The following is a 12,981-nucleotide window of genomic DNA, read 5'->3' as shown; positions in this document are numbered from 1 at the left end:
ATCGTGTCATGAACGCCACGGTCCCGGGTCGCGGTTGCCGCGGCTGCTCGAGTTCAGAACTCACTCCGGTGCTCGATCTCGGTAAAGTTCCTGCCGCCGACCACTTTCCGCTCGCGGGCAGTGCGATCGAAACCACCGAGATCGCGCATCCGCTGCGCATGGATGTCTGCGGTGCCTGCGGGCTGGCACAGTTGGCCGAGGACGACACCCGAACCGCGGAGCCGCGCGGTATCGAACCGCAGGCGCTGGGCGATCAGGCCGCCGACGCGGTGGCACGGGTGGCGCGCGCTGGTCTGTTGCGCGGGCGGACCGTGCGCGAATTCGGCAGTCCGCACGGCGGTACCTGGCTGCCGTTGCTCGCGGCGCGCGGGTTCGAATCCGTCGACGGGGTCGCCGATGTGGTGCTCGACTGCTTCGGCATCATGCACGAGCCGGATCAGCGGGCCGCCTTCGCGCAGCGGGCCGCGGCGACCGCACCGACGGGTCTGCTGCTGCTCCAGTACCACTCGCTGGCCACCATTGTCGCGGCAGGTCAGTGGAATGCATTGCGGCACGGGCATTTCGCGTACTACTCGCTCGGCGCACTGCACCGATTGCTCGAGGCCGCCGGGATGAGTGTGGCAAGGGCGTGGGAGTTCGATCTGTACGGCGGCACCGTCCTGATCGGCGCGGTGCACGGCACGGTCGAACCGGACGAATCCGTGCGCGCGATTCGCGCCGCGGAGGCCGGATACACCGATCTCGTTGCGCTACAGGGCCTTCAGCGCACGACCGACGAGCATGCGCGGCTCCTGCGCCGCTGGCTCGAGGCGATGGCGGCGCGCCGCAGACGGGTGTACGCCTATGGGGCGGCATCGCGCGCGGTCGCGCTCTTCAGCATTGTCGGAGTGCACCGCGGACTGATCGCCGCGGTCGCCGATGCCTCACCAGCCAAACAGGGCCGCCGGATGCCGGGCACCGATATCCCGATCATCTCCCCTGCCGAACTCGTCTCCGCCCGACCGGATTTCGTGCTGCTGACATTGCGCGATCTGCTCGCCGAGGTCCGTGCCAGGTTTCCCGAACTCGACGGCCGCTGGGTCGTCGACGACCCGGCCGGTCCCTCGGAAGGGCGGTGAACATATGTCGTGAGTTCGCTGCGTCGTAGCGGGATCGGCGTCGGCGATGCGCGTTTTGCTGTAGAGACATCTGTTATGGGGAACCTGAGGGGAAATGATGAGGGAGAACACACTCCGTAGCCGGAGTCTGCGCGCGTTCATATTGGCCTCGGTAACGGCTTCGGGTCTGGCCTTTACCACCGGCGCCGCATCCGCGGCGATCGATAGCACCAGTCAGATCGTCGATCGGCAGGATCGGACGGTCGAGGCGATTCAATCCGATACCCGGATCGATTTCGTTCCACCGCTGGACGGCAATCCGCTGACCCGCGAGTGGTTCCACAACGGGGAGGCTTCCTACCGCATCTCCGGACCGAACGCCCAGGACTGGTCGGGCCACATCACGGTCGGATATCAGGTCGGATATCCGGCCACGGTAAATGGCCGGATCCGGTTCCAGTGGTACACGCCGGACCTCGGTCTCGATCTCGGTGGCGCCGACGGCTCGGCGCTCAAGCTCAACGGACTGATCCCGCGCGCGGGCGTCGAGCTCGAGGTGGGTTTCGGGCCCGGCATCCAGACCTTCGAATGCACGGGCGGCGACGTCTCCGGCTCGGAGGGCTTCATCCGGATGTCCGGCTTCCACGGCACCGTCACCGGCGTGCTCGGTCAGACGACCATTCGCCCGTTCGTGCGGGTGATCAGCGCCAACGGTGATGCGGTGTACACCTACGGCAGGCTCTGGACCATCTGAGTCGGCAGTGCACAGCAGTGTGGCGTCCGGTCATCGGGCGCCACACTGCTGTGTGGGCACCCTGGGGTGAGAATCACCCACCCTCGGGTTTGCTGGGCGATCCCTGAGGTCTCTGGTCCACGAGGCGCGGACACCGGAAAGTTGTTCGTGTTCCCGTTTCCCGATCCCCGGAGGAATCCCCCCTATGCAGCCGAGCTACGTCCACCAGGTCCGTCGGCAGGTATGCGAATACGGGGATACGAGGTCCTACACCTATCTGCGTGAGGTCGGTCGCGAGTTCGTCGAGGAGATCGTCACCTACCGCGAACTCGATCGTGATGCCAGGGCCGTGGCCGCTTGGTTGGCGACACGTCGAGAAGCCGCGCAGCCGGTCGTGCTGCTCTATCAGGACGGCATGGCCTTCCTACGGGCTTTTCTCGGTTGTTTGTACGCCGGTGTCGTGGCCGTGCCGGCGCCGCTGCCGCACTACGAGAGCAGCGCGCAGCGGGTCCGCGGCATAATCGCGGACTCCGGTGCCCAGCTGGTGCTCACCAGCGCCGATGTGCTCCCCCTGGTCGTGGCGGCCACCACGGCGACCGTCGTCGCCACCGACGATCCGCTCGGCGACCCGGACGCCTGGCGCATGCCCGACATCGATTCCGCAGCGATCGCATTCCTGCAGTACACATCGGGTTCGACGGGCGCACCGAAGGGTGTCGTCGTGACACACGGCAACCTCATGCACAACGAGGCCGCCATCATGGCGATCGGACTGGGTGAATCGACGACCGCCGTCAGCTGGATCCCGCATTTCCACGATATGGGGCTGATCGGCCTGCTGCTCGCGGTGGTCTACGGCGGCGGGAATCTCGTATTCATGGCGCCGACGACCTTCCTCAAGCGTCCGGTCCGCTGGCTGCAGGCCATCGACAAATACCGGGCAACCATCACTGCCGCACCGAATTTCGCATACGACCTGATCCTCCGGCGGGTCAGCGACGAGCAGTTGGCCGAACTCGATCTCAGCACCCTGACCATCGCGCTGTGCGGGGCCGAGCCGGTCCGTGAGCGGACCGTGACGGCGGTGCTCGAGCGGTTCGCGCCGACCGGTCTGCGGCCCACGGCATTCCTGCCCGCGTACGGCCTTGCCGAAGTGACGTTGCTTGCCAGCGTAGGAGCGGTCGACGCGGCGCCGGTCTACCTGGACTCCGAAAACGGCGCCCGGATCGTCGGCTGCGGTTCGCCCGCCCGCGGTCTCGATATCCGCATCGTCGACCCGGACACGCGAGAGCAGTTGCCGGACAGCACGGTCGGTGAAATCTGGATCCGTGGTGACAGTGTCGCCGTCGGATATTGGAACCGTCCCGCCGAAACCGTGGATACCTTCGATGCCTACATCGGCACCGAGGGACCATTCCTGCGCACCGGTGACCTCGGTCTGTCGCGCGATAACGAGTTGTTCGTCACGGGTCGCCGCAAGGACCTGCTGATCATCAACGGCCGCAATGTCTATCCCCAGGATGTCGAAGAACTCGTGCAAGAGCTGCATCCTGCGCTCGCCGACAGTGCCGGTGTGGCCGTCGCCGTGGACGCGGGCGGACGGGAGCGAATGGTCGTGGTGCAGGGCGTGCAGCCCGCACGGCTCGCTGGCTCGACGCTGGCCGAGCTGACCTCGTCGATCAAGGTCGCCGTGGCACGTGGCTTCGATGTGCCCGCACCGAATGTCGTTCTGGTAGAGCGCCGAGCGGTGCATCGCACCACCAGCGGCAAGGTGCAGCGCGGCTCGATGCGCGATGCCTTCCTCCAGCACCGCATCGAGGGCGTACTGCACGAGGATCTCGAACCGGCACTGAACCGAGCACTGACCGTCTGAATCAGGAGTCGAACTTGTTCACCACCAACACCTTTGCCCGCTCGACCACAATCGAGGGCTGGCTCGTGACGCGCATCGCCGACTACACCAACCGTGCCCCGCACCAGGTGAATCCGACGGTCCCGCTGGCCGAACTCGGCCTCGACTCCGTTTCGGCGGTGAGCCTGTGCGGCGAGATCGAGGACCGCTGGCAGCTCGATCTCGACCCGACCATGGTTTTCGACTACCCCACCATTACCGATATCGCCGAATTTCTGACCACCGAACTCGCCGAAGTCGCATGACGGATATCGCCATCGTCGGCCTGGATTGCCGATTTCCGCACGCACCGGATCCCAATGCGCTGTGGCAGATGCTGCTCGACGGACGCGACGCCATCTCAGAGGTGCCCGCGAATCGCTGGCATGCCGACGACTTCCACGACCCCGCAGGTGCACCCGGCACCATCAATACCCGCAGCGGCGGATTCATCGAAGACGCGGACGCATTCGACCACGAATTCTTCGGCGTCGCGCCGCGCGAGGCCGAGGCGATGGATCCGCAACAGCGCCTGCTGCTGCAGGCCACCTGGCGCGCCTTCGAGGACGCGACACTCGATCCGCGGGCCCAGTCCGGTTCGCGCACCGGGGTTTTCGTCGGTGTGATGGCCAACGAGTGGGCGAATCTGCAGATGAGCGATTATGCCGCGATCACGCCGCAGCACGGTTCGGGCAACGGGTATTTCATGACCGCGAACCGGCTGTCCTATCAGCTCGATCTCCGCGGTCCGAGTATCGCGGTCGATACCGCCTGTTCGTCATCGCTGGTCGCGATCCATCTCGCCTGTGGTGCACTGGCTTCCGGCGAGTGCGATCAGGCGGTCGCCGGTGGCGTGAACCTTGTTCTCACCCCGGCCGTCGGTGTGTTCTACACCCAGGCGGGCCTGTCCGCGCCAGATGCCCGCTGTAAACCGTTCAGCGGCAACGCCGATGGGATCGTGCGCGGTGAGGGCGTCGCCGTGCTCGTGCTGCGGCGTCTGGCCGATGCGGTGGCCGAGGGGCTGCCGGTATACGCGGTGATCAAGGGCAGCGCGGTCAACTCCGACGGCCGCAGCAACGGCATCACCGCGCCGAACCGGTGGGCGCAGCAGCAGGTGATCACCGAGGCGTATCAGCGGGCCGGTGTCCGGCCCGAGGACGTGGACTTCATCGAAGCACACGGCACCGGAACGATTCTCGGTGACATGATCGAGGTCAAGGCGCTCGGCGCACTGCACGGGGCGAACCGAGCCGAACCCTGCGCCATCGGCTCCATCAAGGGCAATCTCGGCCATACCGAGGGCGCTGCGGGCGTCGCCGGACTGATCAAGGTCGCGCTCGGTCTGCACCACGGTGTGGTCGCGCCGACGAGATTCGCCGAACAGGAGAACCCCCGGCTGCGGATGAGTCACCATGGTCTGCGCCTGGTCGCGGAACCGATGCCGCTGCACCGACCGGCGCTCGGCGGGGTCAGCAGCTTCGGGATCGGCGGCACGAATGCGCACATCGTGCTGGCGAGCGCACCCGCGAAGCACGCTCCGACGGCGTCCGGTGGTGGCGTACTCACGTTGTCGTCGAATGATCAGGAAGGACTGCGGCGCAACGCGCTTCGACTCGCCGACGTGTTGGCGACGGTACCGGAGGATCGGTTCGCGCAGCTGTGCTGGACCAGTAACCAGGTCAAATCTTCCGGGCGCACTCGAATGGCGATTGTCGCGACCGATCGTGGCGACGCCATCGCACGCCTGCGGGGCGAACCCGAAATCGGTGTAGCACAAGCGGTCGGCACCGGTTGGATGTTCACCGGTCAGGGCTCGCAATTCGCCGGTATGGCACGGGCATTGGACGCGGCGAACCCGCTGTTCCAGCACGCCCTGTGGGCGGTCGACGATTGCATGATCGACCACCTGGGTCGCTCGGTGCGCGACCTGCTGCTCGATGAGAGCACCGAAATCGACCGCACCGACCTCGCGCAACCCGCGATCTTCGCGATGGAATACGCACTAGCCCGGTCACTCGCCGACGCGGGCGTGCGGCCCACATGGCTCATCGGGCACAGCATCGGCGAATTCGCGGCCGCGGCGGTGGCGGGAGTTTTCGACCTCGACGACGCGTGTCGGTTGGTGGTCGCGCGCGGACGGCTGATGCAGCAGTTGCCGACGGGCGGTGCGATGCTCGCGGTACGCGCGGCCGAAGCCGGGGTGGCCGATCTGCTCGCCGAGGAACCCTTGGTCGCGGTCGCCGCCGTCAATGGTGCGGCAGATCTCGTGCTCTCCGGCCCGGCCGCGGCGATCGAGCGGATCCGGGCGGCACTCGACGCTCGTGCGGTGATCACCAAGGCGCTCAACGTTTCCCACGCGTTCCACAGCCCGCTGATGGAGCCGATGCTGGCGGAGTTCGAGGCCATCGCCCGGGACTGCGTCTACCGTGCACCGAATATTCCTGTCTATTCGACCGTGCGCGGCCGCCTGCTCGATGCTTCCGAGCCGATGGATGCCGCGTACTGGACCGAACACGTCTGTGCCACCGTCCGATTCGCCGACGCGGTGGCGGCAGCGGTAGACACCGAGCCCAGCCATATCATCGAGGTCGGCCCGCGAAAGGTCCTGGCGGCGCTGGTCGGCCGGATTCGGCCCGAGCTGACGGCGCGCTGCCTCGCGCCCAGCCCCGGACCGGGTGCGACCGGCACCGAATTCGCGCAGACCCTTGCCGCGCTGTACCGCGACGGGTTCGCCCCCGATTGGGATCGACTCTACGCATCGGCGCAACGAGTCCGTCGCCGCCTGCCGACCTACGAGTTCTCGACCGAACACCGATTCTGGGTCGAACCTCCCACCCACACAACGACTTCCACAACACCTGAGGCAACAACCACTATGGATCAATTGATCGCACTCTTCCGCGAGCAGGCCGCCGTATTGGCCAGTGTCGCGACGGGATCCACCGAGATCCGGACACCGGACACCGAGCGGTCGTCGGTCAGCCCGGAGGCGATCGCCGGCATCGTGCGCGCGGAGGTGGCCCGGGTCAGCGGCTTCCCGGCAGACCTATTGCGGGACGACCGGACGATCACCGACGGCCTCGGACTCGATTCGATCATGCTCACCGACCTGTTCGGCGGACTCGTCCGCAAACTTCCCGGACTGACCATCGATCCGAGCTGGTTCACGGCGACGACGACCCTGGGTGATGTCATCGGCTATGTCGCGGATCAGGTCACCGGTGCGCCCGCACCCGCCGCGCCGGAACCCGAGCGCGTGACCGTCACGCCGGAGTATCGGATCTCCGACTTCGCCGAGGTGCGGGCGATCGCCGATCGGCTCTCCGGCGGCGAGGCGCTCGGGTTGTCGAATCCGTACTTCCTGATCAACGACGGCGTCACCCGGGACACCTCGGTGATCGACGGCGCACCGGTGCTCAACTTCTCCAGCTACAACTACCTGGGCCTGTCCGGTCATCCGGCGGTCGTGACGGCAGTTCAGGATTCGGTCGCCCGCTACGGCAGTTCGTGTTCGGCCAGCCGCGTGCTCTCCGGCGAGAAGCCGGTGCACCGCGAACTGGAGGCCGAACTCGCCGGGTTACTCGGCACCGAGGATGCGATCGCACTCGTCGGCGGCCATTCGACCAACGTCACGATCATCGGGCACATTGTCGGGCCGGAGGATCTGGTGATCCACGACAGCCTCGCGCACGACAGCATCCTGCAGGGCTGCAAACTCTCCGGTGCGACGCGGCGGCCGTTCCCGCACAACGACCATGCGGCACTCGACCAGCTGCTCACCGAAATCCGGCGCCAGTACCGCCGTGTGCTGATCCTGATCGAGGGCGTATACAGCCAGGACGGCGATATTCCGGATCTGCCCGCGATCATCGAGGTCAAGCGGAAGCACCAGGCGCTGTTGATGATCGACGAGGCGCACAGCATAGGTGTGCTCGGCGAACACGGCGGCGGGATCGGCGAATACTTCGGCGTCGATCGCAGTGATGTCGAATTGTGGTCGGGCACCATGTCGAAGGCACTGGCAGGCTGCGGTGGTTATGTGGCGGGCAGCGCCGAGCTGATCCGCTTCCTCAAATACACCACACCGGGATTCGTCTACAGCGTCGGCATGACCCCGATGAACGCGGCCGCATCGGCGGCGGCGATCCGCCAGCTGCGCGCCGACCGCACACCGCTGGATCGCCTGCGGCACAACGCACAACTGTTCCTGCGCCTGGCTCGCGACGCCGGTGTCGACACTGGTGACAGCGCGGACACACCGATCATCCCGTGCATCATCGGCGACTCGTTGCAGACGCTGACACTGTCGAACGCGCTGCTGCGCCGCGGCATCAACGTCAACCCGATTCTGTACCCTGCGGTCCCGGAAAACCTTGCCCGCCTGCGCTTCTTCGTCACCGCATGCCACACCGAGGACCAGATTCGCGACACGGTGAAGATCCTCGCCGAGGAGTTGGCCCTGCTTCGGTCGGCCGGCTCAGCGGAACTCACTACCGATCTCGGCGAATAGCACCGGGGCGTCGGCGCCGAAGGTGAGTGCGGCGGTATGCAGTGTGGCTATCGCTGCGGCCAAAGCGTCCGGCTTCGCCGCATGCTCGATGGCGCTCAATGCGAAGTAGGGGCGATGCACGGGACCGTTATCGAAGGGATTCGCCTGCGAATGCGTCGACTCGACGATCGCCGCGACGAGTTGCCGCGAATTGTTCTCGGCAGGTCCGAACTCCTCCTCGTCCAGACGCTCGAAGGCGGACGGCATGTCATCGAACGGTGCGGGTAGCGGATTCCCGTCGCCCAATGCGGTCAACGCCTCTGCCACCCAAAGTCTTTCGGCGATACCGGCCAACTCGCAGGCCTTGACCGCGCACCGTCGAGCCAGCCGTCGCAAGCTCGGCTCATCCATGGCGGCGATCGCCTCGGCGAGCGGACGGTCGAAGCCAGCCAGCTCCGCCGCCGAAAAGTATTCGCGCAATTCCGGTATCGGATCGCCGCCCCATGCCACGCGCTGGGCCGCCGCAGCCTCCGCCTCGAGGTCAGCGACCTCGACGCGGCGGGTACCGGTGGAGTCGATGACGACAATCCACTGTGGCTCCGTGGATTCCTCCGCCGCGGTCCGCTCGGGTATCGGCACGTTTTCCGGGATGCCGTATCCCGGCATATCCCACTGTCGGGGCGGCAGGAGATCGCCACCATCATCGGGCCACATCCGAATCCGCCAGATATCACCCGGCGTCGTGGTTCCCGGCCATCCGTAGTTCACGAATCCGCGACCGCCGACTTCGATCAGATAGTCGCCGGGCGGCACCGGACACGGGTCGGCCCAGGTACCGGGCGGTGACGAAATCCCCAGGGCCCCAACGGAGTCCACGCGAATCCGACCTTCGCACACCTGCTGCCAGTCGTCGCGATCGTTCGGCGGCCTGCCATCCCACACCTGCACCGCGATCGACATCTCGAAATTGTTCTGATGCGGGCTCAGCACGAGCAGTGCGGTACCGTCGCCCGCGCACGGCCGCTGCGCCAATGCCTGATCGAGCAGGTCGGGCTCGGTATCCGGATCGCCGAGACCGCCGTCTATGCAGAACTGACCGTAGTCCATCATCAGCTCGACGGTGTGCTCGGCAATTCGGTTCGCCCCGTTTGTCATTCGGCCATCCTGGCATCCGCCCGGCGAACAGATTATCCCGCCAGTCGCTCCGCCGCGATGGCGAGATCCTTATCGCCGCGCCCGGAGAGGCCGAGCACCACGATCGAGTCGGCGGGTAGGTCACCGCGTTCGGCCAGTTCGAGGACATACCCGACGGCGTGGGCGGATTCGAGGGCGGGAATGATGCCTTCGGTGCGGGTGAGGGTGTGCAGGCCGCGCAGAGCCACGGCATCGGTGGCAGTGCGGTAGGTGACGCGACCGATGTCCTTGAGGTAGCTGAGTTCCGGGCCGACGCCCGGATAGTCGAGGCCCGCGGCGATGCTGTGGGTCGGCGTGACCTGCCCGTCGTCGTCCTGCAGCAGATAGCTGTAGGCGCCGTCCATTTCGCCGGGACTGCCCGCGCTCAGGGTGGCGGCGTGAACCCCGGTCTCGACGCCGAGGCCCGCGGCCTCGACACCGATCAACCGAACGTCCGGTTCATCGACGAAGGGGTGGAACAGGCCGATGGCATTGCTGCCGCCGCCGACACACGCCACGAGGTAATCCGGTAGTCGGCCTTCGGATTTCAGGATCTGCAGCCGGGTCTCGCGACCGATGACGGTTTGCAGATCGCGCACGATCATCGGATACGGTGCGGGCCCGGCCGAGGTGCCGAACAGGTAGTGCGTGGTGTCGAAGTTCGACACCCAATCGCGCACCGATTCGCTGATGGCCTCCTTGAGTCTGCGGCTGCCGGTCTCCACCGGACGCACCTCCGCGCCGAGCAGTGTCATCCGCATGACATTGGAGGCCTGGCGATGCATATCGTGCGCACCCATATAGATGACGCATGTCATGCCGAGCATCGCGCAGACCGTCGCCACCGCGACTCCGTGCTGACCGGCACCGGTCTCGGCGATGATCCGGGTCTTGCCCATCCGCTTGGCCAGCAATCCCTGGCCCAGTGCGTTATTGATCTTGTGCGCACCGGTATGGGTCATGTCCTCGCGTTTCAGATACACCCGCACGCCAGGCACCGCGAGCGACTCGGCGAAGCGCGGCACCTGATGCAACAGCGTGGGACGGCCGACCCGAGTGCGCAGCAATTCGCGGAGTTCGTCGCGGAATCCGGCATCGGCCCGCGCCAGCGCATACGTCTGTTCCAGTTCCAGCAGCGCCGCCATCAGACCTTCGGGCACATACCTGCCGCCGAACTCACCGAACCGCCCGCGCTCGTCCGGAAGTGTGCTCGATAGCAACGCGCCCGGCGACACATGATCAATAACCATCCACACCAACGCTTCCTGCCGCGAGTCCCAAGCACCTGTCTACTTCGACTCGCCGCAGGGCGCGCGCCCGCAACGGATTAGTTAACAGACTCTTTAGTTTGTCGAATCGGGATTCACCGCATCGGCAGACCGGCGAAACTGCCGGTTCATGTGTCAGACCAGCAAATCCGGGCGGTTGCGGACGGTGGCTACGGTACGCACCCGCAGGCGATGCAGTGCGGCCTTGGCCAGACGGGCATCCCCGGCGAGCACATCGCCGCGGTGGACCAGATCTGGGTAGTCGTTCGCGATGCGGTGATGGAAGCGATACATATCGGTCAGTTTGCTGACGGTGGAGGTCTGGCTGCACAGGTTGAACGACGAATTGCGCCAGGCGGCCAGGATTTCGGTCATGCCGAAGAAGGCGCCGAAGGACGAGACCCGCGCGAACAGGTCGACGTCCATGGGAAAGACCAGGTCACCTCGCAAACCGCCGACGCGGTCGTAATGCTCGCGGTAGAACATTGCCGCCGCGGTCGGGCCGAAGTCGGCGGGGCCGCGGCGGACGATGGTGCGCGCCAAGGCACGTGGGGTCTGTCGGCCGAGCAGCCCGGCAAGTCCGAGTTCGGTCTCCAGCACCTCCCCCGCCTCATCGATCACCTCGAAACGGCTGGAGGAGATGGCGATCGACGGATCGGTCATCACCTCGAGTTGGGTGGTGATCGCAGCGGGACGCAGTACATCGTCGGCGCAGACGACCTTGATGAGTTTCCCGGTGCAGGCTCGGATCGCCTTGTCCCAGTTGTCGCCGATGGCCAGCACGGTGTCGTTGCACAGCAATCGGATTCGTGGATCGTCGAACGATTTCGCGACCTCCGACGTATCATCGGTACTCGCATTGTCCAGGATGACCAGTTCGAATTCCGCATCCTGATCGAGGATCGATCGCAGGGTGGTGGCTAGCGTGCGGCCGGAGTTGTAGGCCGGAACGCAGAGCGACAGCGTCGTCACTACAGTTATCCCCCTGATCGTGGGACCGGCCGAACCGGTCCGTTTTCCACCAATCCGAATACTCGTGCCAAACCACTCCGGCCCGCATCGATCTGTTCGACGGCCCGCTGTTGCAGTGGATCCCGGAGCGCAGGTGCATCGTCCCACAGCTCGTCCAGCGCCATGGTCAATTCCTGTTCCAGTTCGGGATCGTTCAGATGCACCACGCGCAGTCCGGTCCCGAACATCTGCGCCAGCCCGTGGAATTTATCGTCGTAATACTCCGAGGCGGTGATACCGACCGCCGGAATCCCCTGGGACAGCGCGAAGACCGCCAGATGATAGGCACTGGTCACCAATACGCGACACCGCCCGACCTGCCGGGCCACATCCGCCGGGGTGCCGCCGCGACCGACCGGCGGCAGCGCCTTGTCCGCCCCAGCCAGCAGCGGCAACGTCGAAAGCCGGTCCTCCGAGGCGTATTCGGAGATGATCAGCGGCACCAGCCCGGCATCCAACTCCGCGGCGCGGGTGCGCACCACCTGCCCGACGATCCCCTGGGCTTCCAGGCTGACCTGCGCATAATCCGCGACACGCAGACAGACGCCGATCTCGGTGCCGATCCTGGCATCGCGACTGCGATAGGCGAATTCGACCGCATCGTCACCGGTGACCAGCACCCGATCCGACTCGACGCCGAATTCACCGAGCAATTCCGGGCCCCGCCGCCCTTCGCGCAGCGCGACGAAATCGACCTTCGGCAGCACCTCCTCGGCTCGGCGGACCAGATATGGGTCGCGCATCGGTCCCATGCCCTGACCGATCAGCGCCGACGGGATGCCGCGTGCGGAGGCGTATTCGAGTAGGTTCAGGGTGCGGTGCGCCTGATAGCGGTCGACATCGGTCATATAGCCGCCGCCGATCGCGAGTACCAGCGAGGCCTGTTCGACCGCCGCCGGAATCTCCACCGGGAATTCGAGTTCCGGTGCTACCGGATTCGGCTCGGCATCATCGGACTCGCCGCGACCGCGGGTGCGGATGGCTCGCAGCCGGTCCTTCGGTCCGTCCGTGGTCGCCCGCCACCACAATGCCGCCGGGCCAACCACTTTCGTGCCCGCGGTACGCGACAGCACTCCTTGCCAGCCGTCGGATCCCCAGCGCCAATCGGGCCCGCAGATCGGCTCGGCCTCCGGCATCAGCCCCTGTAGTACGCCGGGCTGATGGGTCAGCACACCGATGCGCGCCCGCGGCCAATGCGCACGAATCCGCTCGACGGTGACCACCATCATCGCGATATCACCGCGATTGCGCAGCCAGTACTCGCCGTTCTCGACGAGCACCCGGATCTCACGTTCGGCGATATCGATGTGCTCAGCCAC

9 protein-coding genes are annotated in these 12,981 nt (G+C 66.0%); 5 read left to right on the top strand and 4 right to left on the bottom strand.

Going from position 1 to position 12,981, the window contains the following annotated elements; translation table 11 throughout:
* Positions 1-8 precede the first annotated feature (8 nt).
* The 5 genes from ACZ60G_RS08365 to ACZ60G_RS08345 all read left to right on the top strand — a co-directional run bounded on the left by ACZ60G_RS08365 (position 9) and on the right by ACZ60G_RS08345 (position 8,231).
* Positions 9-1,118 carry a class I SAM-dependent methyltransferase gene (locus ACZ60G_RS08365; RefSeq protein WP_465808464.1) on the top strand — a complete coding sequence of 370 codons (1,110 nt, stop codon included), beginning with the start codon at positions 9-11 and terminating at the stop codon, positions 1,116-1,118.
* Between the two features lie 97 nt (positions 1,119-1,215).
* Positions 1,216-1,851, top strand: coding sequence for an MspA family porin (locus tag ACZ60G_RS08360; protein ID WP_465808462.1), 636 nt, complete (start codon positions 1,216-1,218; stop codon positions 1,849-1,851).
* 184 nt (positions 1,852-2,035) lie between these two features.
* Positions 2,036-3,703: a fatty acyl-AMP ligase gene (locus tag ACZ60G_RS08355; RefSeq protein WP_465808460.1), complete on the top strand. Its 1,668-nt coding sequence runs from the start codon at positions 2,036-2,038 to the stop codon at positions 3,701-3,703.
* 14 nt (positions 3,704-3,717) lie between these two features.
* On the top strand, positions 3,718-3,987 hold the full coding sequence (locus ACZ60G_RS08350) for an acyl carrier protein (RefSeq protein ID WP_465808458.1): 270 nt from the start codon (positions 3,718-3,720) through the stop codon (positions 3,985-3,987).
* Entirely contained in the window at positions 3,984-8,231 is a 4,248-nt protein-coding gene (locus ACZ60G_RS08345; RefSeq protein WP_465808456.1) for a type I polyketide synthase, read from the top strand. Before ACZ60G_RS08350 ends, ACZ60G_RS08345 begins: the two co-directional genes overlap by 4 nt.
* On the opposite strand, the gene ACZ60G_RS08340 is transcribed toward ACZ60G_RS08345, so the two are convergent.
* The 4 genes from ACZ60G_RS08340 to ACZ60G_RS08325 form a co-directional block, all read right to left on the bottom strand.
* Positions 8,199-9,365, bottom strand: coding sequence for a hypothetical protein (locus tag ACZ60G_RS08340; protein WP_465808454.1), 1,167 nt, complete (start codon positions 9,363-9,365; stop codon positions 8,199-8,201). The two genes, ACZ60G_RS08345 and ACZ60G_RS08340, sit on opposite strands and share 33 nt — an antisense overlap.
* Positions 9,366-9,397: 32 nt before the next feature.
* Positions 9,398-10,633, bottom strand: a complete 1,236-nt coding sequence (gene trpB, locus ACZ60G_RS08335; protein WP_465808452.1) for a tryptophan synthase subunit beta — start codon at positions 10,631-10,633, stop codon at positions 9,398-9,400.
* Between the two features lie 153 nt (positions 10,634-10,786).
* A complete protein-coding gene (locus ACZ60G_RS08330; protein WP_465808450.1) occupies positions 10,787-11,623 on the bottom strand; it encodes a glycosyltransferase family 2 protein in 837 nt (278 codons plus the stop codon).
* Positions 11,624-11,628: 5 nt separating this feature from the next.
* Positions 11,629-12,981, bottom strand: coding sequence for a polysaccharide pyruvyl transferase family protein (locus ACZ60G_RS08325; RefSeq protein WP_465808448.1), 1,353 nt, complete (start codon positions 12,979-12,981; stop codon positions 11,629-11,631).

The sequence above is a fragment of the Nocardia sp. NPDC102475 genome (genome assembly GCF_055584605.1).
Note: the sequence above shows the minus strand (reverse complement) of the source record. Positions and strands in the feature narration are given on the sequence as shown.